Here is a 16,749-nt window from a genome sequence, read left to right on the forward strand (position 1 = left end):
GCATTAATGTTTTTGCAACTTATGTTTCAAATGATGAATCAGGATCAACAGCAGCGGCAGAAAAATGCCACAGGTTAAATCCCAGTCAATCCAGTAGGGAATGATCACTTTCAGATAGAAGGTTTCATTCGGAGCGATCAGGATGGAACATGTTAAAATAAGAAATGCCGCTGGGAAGATGAGATTCCGATAGCTGGACAAGCGAAACAGATGAGCGAGCCCAAGCACAAAGCCGTAGAAGAAGAGCACACTTTTGAAAAATACAGCGATAACCCAGACGGAAGCCATAATAGCCTCAATGCGTTCTAAAAAGTTACCGATGTTAATCAGACGGGACAGATTAAATGAAGTAAACCAGTAATGCTGTGTCATGAATGGTCCCATAATAAGCAGACACATACTTATGGTTAGCGTTAACATTAATCCGCCGATCATACCCATGAGCAAAAAATCTCTTTTCAGATGAGGGCGTTGCTCTGTGTAAGGCAATAACATCATGAAAATACATAATTCACAGTACGGATATGTAAGTACAGCGATAAAGCCTTTGAACGGATCAAGGAATCCCCGACCAAGAATGGGTTTTATATTGTCGAGCTCTGCCTTGGGGAGTAGGCATAGGGTGAGAATAATCAAGAACAGGACAACGATAGGCAACAGGATTTCGGCAGTCCTTCCCATGTTAGGGAGTCCCGATCGCAATCCCCAAGTCAGGGCGCAGATGAATGTCAGGTGCAACACCCATAATGGCGAATTTCTCAGAATGTTCGTCGTCATAAAGTCTCCCATTTCACGGATAAACGTCGATGCACCAATCAGAAAATAAAAAATATAGAATGCGCTGATCACAGCACCGACCCAAGGCCCCAGCACCCGGAGTACATGTTCAATTAAATTCAGACGCGGATCCAAGCGATATACAGCGAGCATGATCAGAAGCACACCTATTCCGCCTCCTACGCCAAGCAATGAAGAGATCCAGGCATCCTGCTGGGCATAAGATGTGATCATCGAGGGGAAAAAGAGGATCTGCTCACCGATTGTGCAAAGGAACATCAGCGAAGCAAGTTGCCTGACGGTCAAACGTCCCTTTTCAATCATTCAATAAATCTCCTTCGTCTGACAATGTTTAAGTCTGAGTTAGGATGTACCAATATTTACGGTTTTATCAGAAGTATAAAAAAAGCCCGACCCTTTACCTCCTAAGGAAGCTTTGGAGGAACGAGGTCAGGCTTTTTTTGCAGTAACAAATTTGATCAAGAGAAGGAATGCAGAATGAAATCGGCAGAGTGAATGGATGGTAACAGTTTGTGTTCAAAGTAACACGAATTGAGCTTTAGGCCTCTGCAATCAGGCGGATTCCGATGTTTTGCGGGTCTGCTGCATACCATGCAACACCATCGGGACGTACTTCAACGCCAGACTCGCGCAGACGTTCAACGGCCTGCTCAACTTCATGGTTATGGGCATACACAATGGTGAAATAGTTGATTCCCGTAGCATTGGCAGGATTGATTGGAGCGTTAACTCCGGCCCAAATATTAAGTCCCAGATGGTGATGGTAGCCTCCGGCAGACACAAACAGTGCTGACATATTCGCGAAGTTGCCTACAACATCAAATCCGAGAATACCGGAGTAGAAGCTGCGGGCTTCCTCCAGACTGCGAACGTGAAAGTGAACATGACCGATAACGGTGCCAGCTGGCAAACCATCCCAAGTTTCACTTGCCGACAGATCAAACAAGCTTTGCACATCCACTGGATCGCTTGCCATGACGTAATTATTGTCAGCATCCCGTTTCCAAGTATCACGAGGGCGATCGGCATAGATTTCAATCCCGTTCAAATCGGGATCAGAGATATAAAAGGCTTCACTCACCAGGTGATCTCCCTGACCAATATCGATCCCGGATGCGACAAGATTACGAACGGCAAGTCCAAGCGACTTGCGGTCAGGTAGCAGAATGGCAAAGTGGTACAGTCCGGCATGGGAGCGCTCGGGCAAAGTGATGCTGTTGCTCACTTCTTCAAGGCGAAGAAGGACGTTCTTTCCGTCCGCTGTCATTGTGGCAATATGATCTTGGCGTGTCAGTAGTTTAAGGCCAACAACGTCCGTATAAAACTGGATGGACCGATCCAGATTGTTAATTTTGAGACTGACTTCACCTAGATGGGTTGTGGCTGGGATTTGATAAGTCGTACTCATGGTTATTTCCTCCTTATAATGACTTCTCATCGTGAACAAATCACAAATTAGAATGTGTGAATATTAAAATATTGGAACGAAGTGCATATCGATGTAAAAGTGAGCCTTGAAACATGTTATTTTTTGAAAATGAAGATCATCACTTTATAAATATAAATAAGTTACTTTTCATAAGTTAATATAAAATATTTACTTTGTTTAGTCAATAACTTAGTCGATATTGTTTCATCAAAAGTTTCTGAGATGTTTGTTTAATTGGGGATGGTCATAGTGGCGAGTCGAGGGTGGTGACAGATAAATGAACCACCACTTGCTAACGAACCGATAGGGCAGTTTTGGGATCATGGTGACCCAATTACGTCCGGTCCGTTAGATACAAGCGGGGCCCCCAACCCTCCTACTCCAACAGCACGCTTAAGCTTTGGGTTTAGCAGGGGCTTTTTTGCGTTTCGGAGTTGCAGGTGTAGCATCGGTTTCTCCTCCAGCAACAGCCTGGGCGGTTGTTTTGCGCGGAGCGCGTTTTTTAGGTTTAGCCGTGGTTGTTCCAGGGTCTGAAGGAATGGGCTTTACTGCTTCAATACTTGCTTGAAGTGCAGCCATAAGATCCATCACATTAGCTTCCGGTTTGGCTGGAGCGATCTTGATCTCCTCCCCAGCAACCTTGTGTTGAATGAGGTCAAGCAACTTTGCCCGATAATCATCTGTATATTTACCAGGTTCAAACGGAGTTGAAAGTTGGTCGATTAGCAGTTTGGCCATCGAGAGTTCTTTTTCGTTTACATTTTGAACTTCAGGAAGGTTAGGAACCTGAGACACGGGACGGATCTCATCCGGGTAAAAAATAGTTTCCATCGACAAGCAGTCTTCCAGAACGCGGATGGCGGCGAGACTACTTTTGGAGCGGATGGAGATTTTAGCAATGCCTATTTTTCCCGTATCCCGCATGGCGTTCATGAGAAGCTGATAGGCATTACCACCAGCCTGATCAGGAGAGAGATAATAGGTTTTTTGAAAATAGATCGGGTCAATTTCAGTCAAATCCACAAAATCCAGAATGGTAATGGTTTTGCTACTGGACTCGTTTAAGGCCTCAAGTTCTTCTTTTTCGAAAAGAACAAATTTGCCCTTTTCATATTCATAGCCTTTGGTGATCTCTTCCCATTTGACTTCGACCTCACAGGAGGGGCACTGGCGTACATAAGCGAGCGGACTTCCGCAAACGTTATGAATGTAACGCATGGAGATATCTTTGTCCTCCGTAGCCGAGAACATTTTGACAGGGACATGCACGAGACCAAAACTGATTGCACCTTTCCAGACCGTATGCATAAAGGCGACTCCTTTCAAATTTCTTATTTGTTAATAGTATGGGCAGCTGTTGTAAGGGATAGTCGTAAACCCTTGATTGTATGGTGGTTAGGGATATCTAGATGGGGGTCTTCAGCATTTTGTATGGTTCAGCAAGAGTCGGGGATGATAACAGAAACATGATGGGGAGGTGCCAGATGAAGAACAGGCGAGATGAGGAAGAGGCGCACAAGCACGCGTTTACGCCCTACCCTCTGGAGGATGCCGAGAGTGCAGAAGAGTTTTATACGCCGGCAGCAGATGTCAATTGGGAAGCGGTAACTTCAGAGAAACTGCCGCTCGATCGGGAATCCTTTATGCTGGATATCGATCGTATGGTGAATGAGGGTTTGGGCGGCGGTCAGGTTACAGAGGATAATGGTTATATTGGGGATAGTACGACAGATACGATTGTGCAAGAGGATCACAATGATGACCCGGAAGGAGATTACGAATAGTATGATGGATGCAAAACGGGCAAAAGCTATTTATAATTCCAAAGATACAATCGCGGTGACGCTTGAAGGTGAGCCTGTCTGGATTGAAAATGTGGATGAGGCAAACGGCATGGCAACGGTACAGGTGGGCAGCAGACCAGGGAACACCCAAACGGTGCGAGTGGATCGTCTGGAAGAGTAGCAGTCATGTGACAAGTACAGCGGAAACTAGAGGTTATTGTCATTCTGGAATTCAATGAAAGTGCGGCCGATACCGGGAGGTATCGGTTTTTTAGGTTCAGATCCTTTCTGTGATTACGCAAAGAGATGGTTATAAAGTCTAACCTTTCCAGCATGTTCCTTCGATGTTGCGGGCAAGGAAAGGGACCGATATAATAAGGTTCAAAGTGAACTCAGACGGAAGACCGTCAAAGGTGGGGCGTATATTGAATCAGACGCACGAGCAGTGGGTGTATCACTCCCACAGCATTGTAGATACAGAAACGCTTGCGGCTGCACTTGCAGCGCAGGCACAGGCTGGCATGGTTATTGCACTGGACGGCGATTTGGGTGCGGGTAAAACCGCTTTTTCTCAGAAGTTTGCCTGGCATTTGGGCGTGAGAGATGTTGTAAGCAGTCCAACTTTCACGCTGATCAAGGAATACGAGGGTCGATTGCCGCTATATCACATGGATGTGTATCGCATATCGTTGGAAGAAGCGGATGAGCTGGGTCTTGAAGAATATTTTTATGGTACGGGAGTCAGTCTGGTGGAATGGTCCAGCATCATTCCTGAGTTGTTACCCGAAGAGCATCTTCATGTGCAGATTGAGACGACAGGTCTGGAAGATCGAACGATAACGCTGGATGGGTATGGTGAGGGATATGCCGCGCTATGTCGACAGTTCAGACAGAATGGAGTTATAGGATGATACAAGGTTTTGGAAATGAAGGGACGAACGAAGGTTTAGGGAAAGAAGAAACGTTAGAAGCATTAAGGAATGATGGGACGATCGAGGAGCAAAAAAAGCCGCGTCAGCGGTTTTTGGTGTTGGATACATCTACCGCGGTGATGGCTGCAGCGGTGATGGAGGAGCGGTCGCTACTGGAAGAGCGCAATGAGCGAGCAGAGCGTAATCACTCGGTGCACGTCGTGCCTGTGATGGAGCAGTTGCTCGCTGCCAGCGGTACGAAGCCAGGCCAACTGGACGGGATTGCCGTTGGCATTGGACCGGGCTCGTACACGGGCATCCGCATTGCGGTGACCGCGGCAAAGACGCTGGCCTGGGCGTGGGACATCCCCGTTGCCGGGGTGTCCAGCCTGCAGGCCCTCGCCTGGGGCGGCTGGCACAGCGGCCTCGCCGCCAAGGCGCAAGCTGCGGCAGATGATGCCGCAGCCGGGGCTGGCGGAACGCCATCCGCGGACCAGGGTGGCACGAGTGCCGCCCCTGTCCACTGGATCGTTCCGCTCGTGGATGCGCGGCGCGGTCAAGCCTATACCGCGCTGTTCGCCTCAGCCGGCGGCGATACACCCCGCCGGCTGGCGCCGGATGCCATCCGTCAAGTGAACGGATGGCTGGAAGAGCTCGCCGCCCGCTTGGCGGAGGCGGCGCCGGAAGAGCGGCCCGCTGCCGTCTGGATCGTCGGCGAGACGGGCCAACATGCGGCGGCAGCGGCAGAGCTTCGCTGCCCCGCAGGAACGGCGCTCCAGCTCGTACCGTATGAGCTGGAAGGCCGCTGGATTGGGCGCCTCGGCGCCGAAGCGCTGCTTGCAGGTCAGCGCGATGACGTACATGCCCTGGTGCCGAACTACACCCAGCTGTCCGAAGCCGAAGCCAACCTGCTGCGCAAAGGCTGAAGGGAGAGGGAGAGCGGATGGACAACGTAGCGAATGAAGGACAGGAGACCATGTTTCAGTTCAGACTCATGACCGTGGCAGATATTCCTGACGTGATGGAGATTGAGCATGAAGCATTTACCCTCCCTTGGACGGAAGAGGCATTTCACAATGAATTGAAGCATAATCATTTTGCTAAATATATGGTCATGGAGCTGGACGGGACTGCTATTGGATATGCGGGAATGTGGACGATTATGGACGAAGCGCATATTACCAATATAGCGGTGAGAAAAGCCTACCAGGGCCGCAAACTGGGCGAGAAATTGCTGGACGAGTTAATGAAGACGGCAGCCTACCTCGGTATGGAGCGAATGACACTGGAAGTTCGGGTGTCGAATGTCGTGGCTCAGAATTTGTATCAGAAAAAAGGGTTTGAATCGGCAGGTCTGCGCAAAGGGTATTACTCCGATAACGGAGAGGATGCAATGATCATGTGGGCGGTACTTCCGCCTGCGGGCCGGAGCGGCGAAGAGGAAGGAAGCGTAATGGATTCATGAATGATCTTATAGATAATCAAGGCGGAACTCCATCCTATATTCTGGCGGTAGAGACAAGCTGTGACGAAACATCGGTAGCCGTGGTCAAAGATGGACGTGAAGTATTGTCCAATCTCATCTCTAGTCAGATCGAGACACATAAAGCGTTTGGCGGAGTTGTACCCGAGGTGGCTTCACGCAAACACGTTGAGGTGATTACGCTAATGCTGGAGCAAGCGATTGAGCAGTCTGGCATTCGTCCGCGTGATCTGAGCGCGATTGCGGTTACGCAGGGACCAGGATTGGTCGGCGCATTGCTGGTGGGTATCGTAGCAGCGAAGACACTCGCGATGGCTCTGGGCAAACCGCTGATCGGCACCCATCATATTGCGGGTCATATTTATGCGAATCGTCTTGTGCGTGAGTTGCAATATCCAGCGATGGCACTAGTCGTATCCGGGGGACATACAGAGCTTGTACATCTGGAGTCCGAGGGCAAGTTCAAGCTGATTGGACGCACTCGGGACGATGCTGTCGGTGAAGCATATGACAAAGTCGCTCGTGCGCTCGGCTGTCCATATCCGGGAGGGCCGCATGTAGACCGCATGGCATCTGAAGCTGAAGATGTTGTTCCTTTGCCACGAGTGTGGCTTGAAGCAGGGTCCTATGATTTCAGTCTAAGTGGGTTGAAATCGGCTGTACTCAACGCACTGAATCAGGCCAAGATGCGTGGTGAAACACTGGAACCGTCTGCGGTGGCACGTGGTTTTCAAGAAGCAGTCGTTGAAGTGCTCGTGGAAAAAGCGGTACGTGCTGTTCGTGAATATGACTCACGTCAGTTACTTCTGTGCGGTGGGGTTGCTGCCAATCGCGGTTTGCGGACTGCTCTGCAGGAACGCTGTGCGAAGGAAGGACTTGAACTCGTCATCCCGCCAATGGAATATTGTACGGATAATGCAGCCATGATCGGCGCGGCAGCACATCTGAAATGGATTCGCGGCGAGGGGACTAATTTTGACGCGAAGGCGGACCCGGGACTTTCTCTGGAAGCTTGGTCGGTTCAGACCGAGGCGTAAAGTTCTCTCTTTTTTGAAATGAATGGTTGACAGCGGTTTGTGAAGAATGTATATTAGTTACAAATTTAAACAGGAATAATCTCCTGAACTGAAAAACGCGATGAACAGGAACAGTAAGGTCACTCCGGGTCATTAGAGAGCTGCGGGATGGTGCAACGTAGCCGAAGGAAACCTGAAACTCACCTGGAAGCGGAACGATGGAACACGGCTAGCAAGAAACGGGCCGAAGGCTGAAGCCAGCCGACAGTATATCGTTACGGGTTGCCTCCGTGAATGGGCCATTGTGCTCGGGTCGAAGCATATTAGAACGAAACGGAGACAACTTCCGTTACGCTAATTACGAAGTGTAGAGATCGATGCACAATACTAAGGGGACTTTCAAGCTGTTATTCGAACAGGCTTGAGGTCAACAAGAGTGGTACCGCGAAGGTGAACAGCCTGTCGTCTCTTGCATTATGCAGGAGAAGGCAGGCTTTTTTGATTTTATTTTTTGATCAATATTAACAATAAATATCATATCAACAAACGTAATGAACGGGAGCAGTAGAACGGCAAAAGCGCTCAGAGAGCTGCGGGGTGGTGCGACGCAGTGGCTGGAATCGTTTGAATCTCGCCCGGGAACAGAGCTTTGGAAACATGAGAAGAGGTTGAGTGTGCTCGTCACTAAACGAGACGGTGTCAACTCATGTGTACTTAGCAACGGTTGACCCCCGTTACAGGGTGTTTCTCTGAAATGTTACGGTTTCGCCGTAGTTAGGATGAAGTCTAATGAACTTTTTGGAGAACACGAGGTGGATGGTGTCAGTGCAGGCTGAGCCATCAAGCGAGAGTGGTACCGCGGAGGGGAGAATAACCCGCCGTCTCTTTGATGAGATGGCGGGTTATTTGTTTTGCTGCCGGCAGCAGGGTGGGCGAAAGGGAACAGCCATATGGATGCAAGTCTGATCAGGAAATCTGGAACAACAGTTGTTCAGGGTGTAAGTCGACGTACACTTTGAACCATCACACATCACATTGAACATAACTTTTCACAAACCAAACATATATGAACCGATATCCCAAAATTAATGGAGGTTAATGAATATGACAACCAATCCGAACAAACGCATGATTGACATTTTTGATACAACGCTGCGAGATGGAGAGCAAGCACCCGGAGCTAGCCTGCATCCTGAGCAAAAAATAGAGCTGGCTCAACAGCTGGCAGCGCTTGGCATTGACGTCATTGAGCCTGGATTCCCCATCTCCAGTCCAGGGGAGTTTGAGGCGGTTCAGGCGATCTCAAGACAATTGCAACAGGTGGAAATCTGCGGATTTGCACGTGCAGTCAAAGGCGATATCGATGCTGCAGTGAAGGCTACAGCAGATGCGGCCCGGCGACGAATCCACCTGTTTATATCCTCGTCTGATATTCATATTGAGCATCAGCTACGCCGTCCACGCAGTGAAGTGGTGGCAACGGCTCGGGAGATGGTCTCCTATGCACGCCAGTTTACGGATACCGTGGAGTTCACAGCGATGGACGCTGCGCGTACCAAGATGGATGATCTGATTGAAATGATTGAAGTGGCCATTGAGGCAGGGGCGAGTATTATTAATCTGCCGGATACCGTTGGTTATGCGCTGCCGCATGAGTATGGAGAGATGTTCCGACGCGTACGCGAAGGGGCGCGGGGCGGCGATAAAGTTCGCTATAGTGCCCACTGCCATAACGATCTGGGGCTTGCCGTGGCAAACAGTCTGGCTGCCATTGCGAATGGTGCTTCCCAGATTGAAGTGACGATTAACGGGATTGGGGAACGGACAGGAAATTGCGCGTTAGAGGAACTGATTATGGCGCTGGAAACACGCGGAGACGTGATCGGAGCCACGACCAACATCAAGCTGAATCAGCTATATGAGACATCTCGCCAGATTAGCAGAGCCATGCATTTCCCGATTGCTTACAACAAACCGGTTGTTGGACGTAACGCATTCCAGCATGAGTCGGGCATCCATCAGGACGGTTTGCTGAAAAACCGCAATACGTATGAGATTATGGACCCGGAAGCACTGGGCATTCCGCGCAGTATGATTATTTTGGGGAAACACTCGGGTCGTCATGCTCTGAAGGATCGGGTGCGCAAATACGGATTTGAACCGGATGAGCAACAAATGGAACAGCTGTACGAAGTGTTCAAAGTTACCGCAGATCAGCAAAAAGTGGTAAGTGATGACCAGTTGTTGCAAATGGTAAGCCAAACGATGAATATTCCGGCACAGGACTATGAATTGGTTGAGCTGCAAGTGACGGCAGGTAGCATGACAGACCGCATGGCTGCGGTCCGTATTCGTACGAGTGCAGGGGAACAGTCCTACTCTGCCGTAGGCAAAGGTCCTGTAGATGCGACGATCCAGGCTATCGGGCAGTGTATCTCAGATGACATTACGTTTGTTGATATGGAGATGCATGCCTTGAGTGGGGGAGAAGGAGCCAGCGCGGAAGCCGTGATCACCGTAGAACGTGCCGGACGAGAGTTCAGGGGTACAGCAACACATCATGATATTGTCATGGTTGCAGGTTTGGCTTACGTTGCGGCATGTAATGCAGCTGGACTGAAAGCGGAATCTGTTGCGGATAGTGAAGAGGTGTCTGTACATTAAGGTGCCTTAGATATGTGATTATGATATAGCAAAAAAAAAGCTAAAAAGGGTTCCTTCCCGCCATGATTTGGGCGGAATGGAACCCTTTTTCTGTTTTTAATGATAGGAGCAGAGTAGGAACACGCTCGCTTGCCCATTTAAAATATGAAAGAATGGAATAAACGAAAAACCATATAGCAATAATCAAATCTGTCAAGGTGTGACTATAGTTATCCACATATCCAGTATAATTTGTGGGTAACTAAGGTGAAGTACTGCAATATGTGTTTTCGAAACATGAGGTTCTCAGGGGATAGAATGCATCTGAGTTACCAACAATGCTGTGGATAATGTGGACAAAACGGTGGATAAATATGGTTTTTGCATCAAAAGCTTATTCTACCAACGTTTGATTACATGAAAAGGGTTGTGGAATGTTACTCATTGTTGTGGATAATAAAAGGGGATGCCTTCCAAAATTTATTTTACGTAATCCATGGGTATTTGACAAATGTGAAAATATGATTTTCGATCTCTACCAAGCTGAGAGTGTTGAAGTTATTTTATCAGCGAGTCCCGCGTCTTCTAAATCGCTGGTTTCCTACACAATACAAGAGGCTCCACGTTACCTTCGTAACACGGAGCCTTACCGGAATCATAGACAGAATCATCACGCGGAATCACAGCTTAGCCCATCGCTAGGTTTTCCCACTCTTCATAAGCTTTTGCAAGCTGACTTTTGTGCTCCTCCGATGACTGCTGCAACTCCTGCAGTTTCATATAATCCTGATACACTTCTGGCAAAGTCATCTGTTCTTCGAGCGAAGTGATTTCGGACTCCAATTCGGCAATCTGTTGCTCCAGAGCTTCCTGTCTGCGCTGTCTGTTTCGTTCTTCGCGTTTGGCTTGTTTATCTGCCTCGAAGGAAGCGGCACCGGATTTTTCAGTTGTTGCTGAACCGGCACTTGCTGTTGAAGAAGCGGATTTGGAAGCGGCCTGGCGAGCCTCGGCGGCCTCACGTGCAATGTCCTCCAATTCCTGCTTTTTCTCCACGTAATCGTCATAGTTACCGAGGTATTGCTCAGTGCCGCCCGGATGAAGCTCAACGATCCGTTCCGCCATTTTGTTCAGGAAGTACCGGTCATGTGAAATAAAGAGCAGCGTTCCTTCGTAATCCATTAAGGCGGCTTCCAGCACTTCTTTGGCGAAGAGGTCGAGATGGTTCGTCGGCTCATCGAGAATAAGCACATTGGCTTCCTTCAGCATGAGCTTGGACAGAGACACACGAGCCTTCTCTCCACCGCTGAGCGAGGATATTTTTTTGAGCACATCGTCACCGCTGAACAAAAAGTTACCCAGTACGGTCCGAATGCGCGCTTCTTCCATGCCTGGATAAGCACTCCACAGTTCTTCGAGCACCGTGTTGGACGGATTCAGTCCAGTCTGCTCCTGGTCATAATAACCGATCTGTACTTTGGTGCCCCACTGAATATCACCCTGCACAGGACGAAGACTGCCGGTAAGACATTTCAGCATCGTTGATTTTCCGATCCCGTTAGGCCCAATCAGGGCCACGGTTTCACCACGTCGTAACTCGAAGGACACATTGCGGAACAGAGGTGACCCCTCATCGTATGCAACGGATAACTGATCGACACGCAGGACTTCCTTGCCAGACATAACAGCGGTCTCAAATGAAAAATGGGCTTTTTTGAGATCGCCAAGTGGTTTATCCAGACGATCCATTTTCTCCAGTGCTTTGCGACGACTTTGGGCACGCTTCGTCGTTGAAGCGCGTACGATGTTCTTTTGCACAAAGTCCTCCATCTTGGAGATTTCATCCTGTTGTTTCTCGTATTGTTTCATCTGAATCTCATACTCTGCTGCCTTCAGCTCCATATAGCGACTGTAATTACCCGTATATTTTTTGGAGCGATGACGTTCGATTTCAACGATTGTCGTTACAAGTCTGTCGAGGAAGTACCGGTCATGGGATACAACTAACAGTGCGCCAGAGTATCCTCTCAAATAATCTTCCAGCCATGTCAAGGTTGCGATGTCCAGATAGTTGGTAGGCTCGTCCAGCATAAGCAGATCGGGAGCTTGCAACAGAATGCGGGCTAATGCGAGTCTGGTCTTCTGACCGCCGCTGAGTGTGCTGATGGGGGTGTCTGGGGAGAATTCACCAAAACCCATACCATGCAGTACGCTGCGAATGCGCGTTTCCATCTCGTAACCGCCATGATCCTTGAACCAGTCCGAGCGTCTTGCATAGCGTTCCAGCAGATCAGCGTATTGCTTTTCATCTCCCATTCGTGCGGGATCGGCAATATCATGCTCCATCTGTCTCAGTTCAGCTTCGGTCTGGGTCAGATGAGCGAAGACATGCATCATTTCTTCCCAGATACTGCGGTTAGACTGCAGGCCGCTATTCTGCGCGAGGTAACCAAGCGTTGTTTCTTTGGATTTGAAGATTTGTCCGCCGTCATGGGACATTTCTCCAGCGATGATTTTGAGTAAAGTGGATTTTCCTGCACCGTTAACGCCAACCAGTCCGATGCGCTCACGTTCTAATATTTGTAAGTTCACGCCGTCCAGGATTGGATCGACACCAAAACGTTTAATAATTCCGGATACTTGCAGCAACATAGAATTAAGTTCCTCCATAGGTCGAGTTCTGAAATAGACACTTACTTCTCAGTTTACATGAAATACAGAGCAAATGCACCGGTTGGGAACGGCTCCGGCTTGTAGTCTTTTTGGTCAATCAGTGATAAACTGAAAGAAGGCATGTTATACCATGACGATTTTGCAGAAAATGAATCATTTGAACCTGATCATCTAGATGACATCTTGTCTTAACATATAAGTGCAATGGCTTGAATTTATTTTTTTACCTTCCACATCAACAGGAGGTTCGTCAGCATTATGCAGGATCATGCGGAACAGAAGAAGCAACTTCGCTCCCGGCTTAGACAGCTACGCGATCGTTTGGACGAGCAGATGCGTCAGCAAGCCAGCATGCGAATGAATGACGGACTGAAGCGTGAACTGGATCGTCTGCGGCTAAGCAAGAACAGGCAAAAGCGTGAGGCTCTGGTTATTTTCAGCTACCTGTCTTATGGCAGTGAGGCTTCCACCGATTTTCTTTTTGAAGAGGGGTGGAAACAAGGGGATGTGTTGCTAGCGCCCAAAGTGCTCGCTGATTCGCCACGAATGGAACTGCGGCGAGTGACGAGCCGGGAGGATATCGAACCAGGCGTTTGGGGCATACCTGAACCTAAGGCGTCTTGTGAAGTGTTGCAACCCGAAGATTGGCCGGCTTTGGATCTGGTGCTGGTACCCGGACTGGGTTACGACCTTCAAGGAGGACGTATCGGATACGGTGGTGGGTATTACGACCGGTTTGCAGCGAGTCTTGAGAACCATTGTGCTAAGCAAGGTAAAAGACCTCTCATGGCTGCTTTGGTATTACCTGGCCAGTTGGAGCCCGACATTCCCATGGACCCGCTAGATCTGCGGCTGGATCTGTTGATAACACCCGAAGGTATATTACATATCGAATAAAGGGTTGTGATGTGATTGAACTCAGAAGTAAACCAAGGTCAATCTTCCAGTGGGAAGCTGACTCATTTTAATGAACAGGGACGAGCCCGGATGGTGGATATTTCGGGTAAGGATGTAACGGTACGTACCGCTGTTGCTGTAACGAAAGTCACGATGAACCCGGAGACACTGGAAGCCATTCGCCAAGGCCGTATTGGAAAAGGTGATGTGCTCGCGGTTGCTCAGATTGCTGGTATCCAAGGGGCGAAAAAAACGTCTGATTGGATTCCGATGTGTCATCCGCTTGCACTGAATGGTGTGGATATTCGTTTTCATGACAACGGCGTGGACGAACTCCATATCGAAGCAACCGTCAAGACAGAAGGCAAAACAGGTGTCGAGATGGAGGCACTCACGGCTGCCTCGGCTGCGGCACTTACGGTCTATGACATGTGCAAGGCGATGCAAAAAGATATGATCATCGGCCCGACAATGTTGCAGTCCAAGAGCGGCGGTAAAAACGGTGATTTCAACCGATAACGGATAATTATTTTCATAGAGGAGAAGGGTGATCTTTATGGTGTGGAGAACAGCAATCCTGACAGCCAGTGACAAAGGGGCCCGTGGAGAACGTGAGGATACAAGTGCGCAGGTGATACGGGAACTTGTAGAGGAAGAACTGGGTGGACAGATCGTGGAGTATCGGATCGTTCCGGATGAGCCTGATGAGATTATCGCGGCATTAATCGAGATGACCGATTATTTTCACGCCGATCTCGTACTAACAACGGGTGGAACGGAGCTGGCCATTCGGGATATTACGCCTGAAGCGACCAGACGAGTGATTGAACGTGAAGTTCCCGGCATGGCGGAAGCGATGAGATATAGTGTGATGAGCAAAAATCGCTCTGCGATGTTGTTCCGCGGGGTATGCGGGATTCGCGGACGCACATTGATTGTGAATCTGCCGGGTACGCCGAAGGGTGTGCACGAACATCTGGCAGCCATTATGGACCAGCTTCCGGAAGCGCTCCTGATGGTAACAGGCCAATTCAAGCAATAAGGAAAATAAAGCACAGTTATAACATTTTGCGGGTTATGTAAGTGGTTACATCTGTGGTATGATGGGCATAAATCCAAATGCAGTTCAGACAATTGATGAATTGGGCTTCGGATATGCGCATGTTGAACGCTTGAAACAAGGAGGAAGATCTATGTTAAGTTCGATTGGACCAACAGGATTTATTTTGCTGGCCGTGATTGCATTGCTGTTGTTTGGGCCTAACAAGTTGCCGGAATTGGGACGGGCTGTCGGGCGTACGTTCCGCGAGTTCAAGGAAGGCGCACGTGATATTATTTCGGACGATGATGCTTCCAGCCGGAAAGAGCAAGAAAAAGCGAAACCGGTAGCAGCTGATACAACGGCCGCTGAGAAACCTGTGGATAAACGCCTGCCGGAATAAGTTTCATGGCTAAGAGAGAGACCCCTTCCTGCCGGAAGGGTTTTGTATTTTAAAGCTGAAATTCCAGGGGAGGCAGGCATGACGCGGCAAAATGAAGAAATGACGCTTACCGAACATCTGAGTGAGCTGCGCAAGCGGCTGATCTATGTATTGAGCATTTTTATTCTGGGACTAATTGCAGGTTTTTTCGTGGCAGACCCGGTTTATCAGTATTTGACGAAGGCAGAGACGGCCAAGGGCTTCGTACTGCATGCGTTTTCGTTCTGGGACGGTATCGGGATATATATGAAGATTGCCGGGCTCTTTTCCATTATTATCACGTTGCCTTTTACGGTGTACCAGCTCTGGAAGTTTGTGAGTCCTGGTCTGCGGCCACAAGAACGTAAGGCATCTCTGAAGTATGTGCCTTATGTATTTCTACTGTTTCTGGTGGGTGTCGCCTTTTCGTATTATGTTGTTTTTCCAATGGCGCTTGCGTTCACAACAACGATTACGGAGAAAATGGGACTTGTCGAGACATATGGTATGAAGCAGTACTTCAGTTTCCTGTTTGGCATTGTATTGCCAGTGTCACTGCTGTTTGAGTTGCCACTGCTGATTATGTTCCTGACAGGGCTACGCATTCTGAATCCGATTCGTCTGCGTAAAATGCGCAAGATTTCTTATTTCGTGCTGATTTTTATTGCAGTGGTCATTACACCTCCAGACTTAATATCTGATCTGCTTGTCATGATTCCGTTGTTGCTCTTGTATGAGATCAGTGTGTTTCTATCCGCCATTGTGTATCGCAAGCAACTTGCAGCCGATCAGGAGATTGAAGCTCGTTATGTGCGGTCCGAGGACAACCAGCATATAGGGTAGAGAATTCTATAGTTTATGTATTTAGAGTGAGAATGCTGCCTGCATCAAAAATGAGGTGCGGGTGGAGGACAAATCTACTCGCCTGAAGACCCGGAGAAGACGATTTGTTCTGATCCGGGTCTTCTGGTTCTATTGGAAGATGAGAAGAGATCTGGACATGCAGGCATATTATACGGGACGATGGATACAATGGAAAAGGGGATACGGGGTGAAGTTTGCATCTAAGGCAACGAATCTCGTAAAATAGAAGGCATGAATGTAACATTCATCCAGCTGTACCAGGCGTGATTTGGCTTATTGGATATAAGTGGTCAAGCTGTATGGATGTAAATTCAACGTAAATTCTCGCAAGAATTCATCAAAAAGACTTGAAATCATGCTTCAAGTTGAGTATCATAAAGTTGGTTGTTAGCACTGAACACTGTCGAGTGCTAATACATATGGCTGCAACCTACAAATGCAAGGCTATATAATTTTAAAAGGAGGCTATTTTTCATGATCAGACCTTTAGGTGAACGCGTATTGGTAGAACCACTGGAGCAAGAACAAACGACTTCTTTCGGGATCGTACTTCCGGACTCCGCCAAAGAAAAACCGCAAGAGGGTAAAATCATTGCAGTTGGTGCGGGTGCATTGAAAGACGGCGTACGTGTAGCTCTGGAAGTGAAAGAAGGAGACCGCGTTATTTTCTCCAAATATGCCGGTACAGAAATCAAATTCGAAGGTAAAGAATATTTGATTATGAAAGAGAGCGACATTCACGCGATTCTCGACTAATTTCAAATTTTAATCGGTTAACCGAACCATATAGCAGT

The 16,749-nt window shown here is 48.5% G+C and carries 17 protein-coding genes and 1 other annotated feature; of the genes, 13 read left to right on the forward strand and 4 right to left on the reverse strand.

Going from position 1 to position 16,749, the window contains the following annotated elements; all coding sequences use genetic code 11:
• Positions 1-3: 3 nt before the first annotated feature.
• From MHI38_RS22875 to ku, 3 genes are all read right to left on the reverse strand, one after another.
• Complete coding sequence (locus MHI38_RS22875) at positions 4-1,101, reverse strand: GerAB/ArcD/ProY family transporter (protein WP_341181729.1); 1,098 nt, start codon at positions 1,099-1,101, stop codon at positions 4-6.
• A gap of 235 nt (positions 1,102-1,336) precedes the next feature.
• A complete protein-coding gene (locus tag MHI38_RS22880) occupies positions 1,337-2,206 on the reverse strand; it encodes a VOC family protein (RefSeq protein ID WP_154890839.1) in 870 nt (289 codons plus the stop codon).
• A 414-nt stretch (positions 2,207-2,620) separates the two neighbouring features.
• On the reverse strand, positions 2,621-3,535 hold the full coding sequence (gene ku, locus MHI38_RS22885; RefSeq protein ID WP_154890840.1) for a non-homologous end joining protein Ku: 915 nt from the start codon (positions 3,533-3,535) through the stop codon (positions 2,621-2,623).
• A 176-nt stretch (positions 3,536-3,711) separates the two neighbouring features.
• Here ku and MHI38_RS22890 point away from each other — a divergent pair, with 176 nt between their 5' ends.
• The 7 genes from MHI38_RS22890 (at position 3,712) to MHI38_RS22920 (ending at position 10,085) form a co-directional block, all read left to right on the forward strand.
• A complete protein-coding gene (locus tag MHI38_RS22890) occupies positions 3,712-4,011 on the forward strand; it encodes a hypothetical protein (protein ID WP_154890841.1) in 300 nt (99 codons plus the stop codon).
• A gap of 4 nt (positions 4,012-4,015) precedes the next feature.
• Positions 4,016-4,192: an H-type small acid-soluble spore protein gene (locus MHI38_RS22895; RefSeq protein WP_090918464.1), complete on the forward strand. Its 177-nt coding sequence runs from the start codon at positions 4,016-4,018 to the stop codon at positions 4,190-4,192.
• 244 nt (positions 4,193-4,436) lie between these two features.
• On the forward strand, positions 4,437-4,922 hold the full coding sequence (tsaE, locus tag MHI38_RS22900; RefSeq protein ID WP_154890842.1) for a tRNA (adenosine(37)-N6)-threonylcarbamoyltransferase complex ATPase subunit type 1 TsaE: 486 nt from the start codon (positions 4,437-4,439) through the stop codon (positions 4,920-4,922).
• The gene (tsaB, locus tag MHI38_RS22905) at positions 4,919-5,848 is read left to right on the forward strand and encodes a tRNA (adenosine(37)-N6)-threonylcarbamoyltransferase complex dimerization subunit type 1 TsaB (protein WP_260510768.1); all 930 of its coding nucleotides are present in this window, start codon (positions 4,919-4,921) and stop codon (positions 5,846-5,848) included. The genes tsaE and tsaB overlap by 4 nt, the downstream gene beginning before the upstream one ends.
• Before the next feature lie 17 nt (positions 5,849-5,865).
• A complete protein-coding gene (rimI, locus tag MHI38_RS22910) occupies positions 5,866-6,387 on the forward strand; it encodes a ribosomal protein S18-alanine N-acetyltransferase (RefSeq protein WP_090918224.1) in 522 nt (173 codons plus the stop codon).
• A complete protein-coding gene (gene tsaD, locus MHI38_RS22915; RefSeq protein ID WP_154890843.1) occupies positions 6,384-7,442 on the forward strand; it encodes a tRNA (adenosine(37)-N6)-threonylcarbamoyltransferase complex transferase subunit TsaD in 1,059 nt (352 codons plus the stop codon). Before rimI ends, tsaD begins: the two co-directional genes overlap by 4 nt.
• 521 nt (positions 7,443-7,963) lie before the next feature.
• Positions 7,964-8,310 (forward strand) — a binding site (T-box leader).
• A gap of 215 nt (positions 8,311-8,525) precedes the next feature.
• Positions 8,526-10,085, forward strand: a complete 1,560-nt coding sequence (locus tag MHI38_RS22920; protein ID WP_341181730.1) for a 2-isopropylmalate synthase — start codon at positions 8,526-8,528, stop codon at positions 10,083-10,085.
• A gap of 666 nt (positions 10,086-10,751) precedes the next feature.
• On the opposite strand, the gene MHI38_RS22925 is transcribed toward MHI38_RS22920, so the two are convergent.
• On the reverse strand, positions 10,752-12,713 hold the full coding sequence (locus MHI38_RS22925) for an ABC-F family ATP-binding cassette domain-containing protein (protein WP_341181949.1): 1,962 nt from the start codon (positions 12,711-12,713) through the stop codon (positions 10,752-10,754).
• 279 nt (positions 12,714-12,992) lie between these two features.
• On the opposite strand from MHI38_RS22925, the gene MHI38_RS22930 reads away from it, so the two are divergent.
• The 6 genes from MHI38_RS22930 to groES all read left to right on the forward strand — a co-directional run bounded on the left by MHI38_RS22930 (position 12,993) and on the right by groES (position 16,711).
• Positions 12,993-13,631, forward strand: coding sequence for a 5-formyltetrahydrofolate cyclo-ligase (locus MHI38_RS22930; RefSeq protein ID WP_154890846.1), 639 nt, complete (start codon positions 12,993-12,995; stop codon positions 13,629-13,631).
• Between the two features lie 15 nt (positions 13,632-13,646).
• Complete coding sequence (gene moaC, locus MHI38_RS22935; protein WP_276326730.1) at positions 13,647-14,150, forward strand: cyclic pyranopterin monophosphate synthase MoaC; 504 nt, start codon at positions 13,647-13,649, stop codon at positions 14,148-14,150.
• 37 nt (positions 14,151-14,187) lie between these two features.
• The gene (locus MHI38_RS22940) at positions 14,188-14,673 is read left to right on the forward strand and encodes a MogA/MoaB family molybdenum cofactor biosynthesis protein (protein ID WP_017690080.1); all 486 of its coding nucleotides are present in this window, start codon (positions 14,188-14,190) and stop codon (positions 14,671-14,673) included.
• Between the two features lie 151 nt (positions 14,674-14,824).
• Positions 14,825-15,073, forward strand: coding sequence for a twin-arginine translocase TatA/TatE family subunit (tatA, locus tag MHI38_RS22945; protein WP_154890847.1), 249 nt, complete (start codon positions 14,825-14,827; stop codon positions 15,071-15,073).
• A 78-nt stretch (positions 15,074-15,151) separates the two neighbouring features.
• Entirely contained in the window at positions 15,152-15,934 is a 783-nt protein-coding gene (gene tatC / locus MHI38_RS22950; RefSeq protein ID WP_154890848.1) for a twin-arginine translocase subunit TatC, read from the forward strand.
• 495 nt (positions 15,935-16,429) lie between these two features.
• The gene (gene groES / locus MHI38_RS22955; protein WP_090918205.1) at positions 16,430-16,711 is read left to right on the forward strand and encodes a co-chaperone GroES; all 282 of its coding nucleotides are present in this window, start codon (positions 16,430-16,432) and stop codon (positions 16,709-16,711) included.
• Positions 16,712-16,749: the final 38 nt, after the last annotated feature.

Source organism: Paenibacillus sp. FSL K6-1558 (assembly GCF_038002565.1).
GTDB lineage: Bacteria > Bacillota > Bacilli > Paenibacillales > Paenibacillaceae > Paenibacillus > Paenibacillus polysaccharolyticus.

What these genes read in the sequence shown, in the direction of transcription:
- tatA (WP_154890847.1), top strand. Translation starts at nt 14,825, where the DNA reads ATGTTAAGTTCGATTGGACCAACAGGATTTATTTTGCTGGCCGTGATT.
- MHI38_RS22880 (WP_154890839.1), bottom strand. Translation starts at nt 2,206, where the DNA reads ATGAGTACGACTTATCAAATCCCAGCCACAACCCATCTAGGTGAAGTC.
- groES (WP_090918205.1), top strand. Translation starts at nt 16,430, where the DNA reads ATGATCAGACCTTTAGGTGAACGCGTATTGGTAGAACCACTGGAGCAA.
- MHI38_RS22940 (WP_017690080.1), top strand. Translation starts at nt 14,188, where the DNA reads ATGGTGTGGAGAACAGCAATCCTGACAGCCAGTGACAAAGGGGCCCGT.
- MHI38_RS22895 (WP_090918464.1), top strand. Translation starts at nt 4,016, where the DNA reads ATGGATGCAAAACGGGCAAAAGCTATTTATAATTCCAAAGATACAATC.
- tsaD (WP_154890843.1), top strand. Translation starts at nt 6,384, where the DNA reads ATGAATGATCTTATAGATAATCAAGGCGGAACTCCATCCTATATTCTG.
- MHI38_RS22890 (WP_154890841.1), top strand. Translation starts at nt 3,712, where the DNA reads ATGAAGAACAGGCGAGATGAGGAAGAGGCGCACAAGCACGCGTTTACG.
- ku (WP_154890840.1), bottom strand. Translation starts at nt 3,535, where the DNA reads ATGCATACGGTCTGGAAAGGTGCAATCAGTTTTGGTCTCGTGCATGTC.
- tsaB (WP_260510768.1), top strand. Translation starts at nt 4,919, where the DNA reads ATGATACAAGGTTTTGGAAATGAAGGGACGAACGAAGGTTTAGGGAAA.
- MHI38_RS22920 (WP_341181730.1), top strand. Translation starts at nt 8,526, where the DNA reads ATGACAACCAATCCGAACAAACGCATGATTGACATTTTTGATACAACG.
- MHI38_RS22930 (WP_154890846.1), top strand. Translation starts at nt 12,993, where the DNA reads ATGCAGGATCATGCGGAACAGAAGAAGCAACTTCGCTCCCGGCTTAGA.
- tatC (WP_154890848.1), top strand. Translation starts at nt 15,152, where the DNA reads ATGACGCGGCAAAATGAAGAAATGACGCTTACCGAACATCTGAGTGAG.
- MHI38_RS22875 (WP_341181729.1), bottom strand. Translation starts at nt 1,101, where the DNA reads ATGATTGAAAAGGGACGTTTGACCGTCAGGCAACTTGCTTCGCTGATG.
- MHI38_RS22925 (WP_341181949.1), bottom strand. Translation starts at nt 12,713, where the DNA reads ATGTTGCTGCAAGTATCCGGAATTATTAAACGTTTTGGTGTCGATCCA.
- rimI (WP_090918224.1), top strand. Translation starts at nt 5,866, where the DNA reads ATGGACAACGTAGCGAATGAAGGACAGGAGACCATGTTTCAGTTCAGA.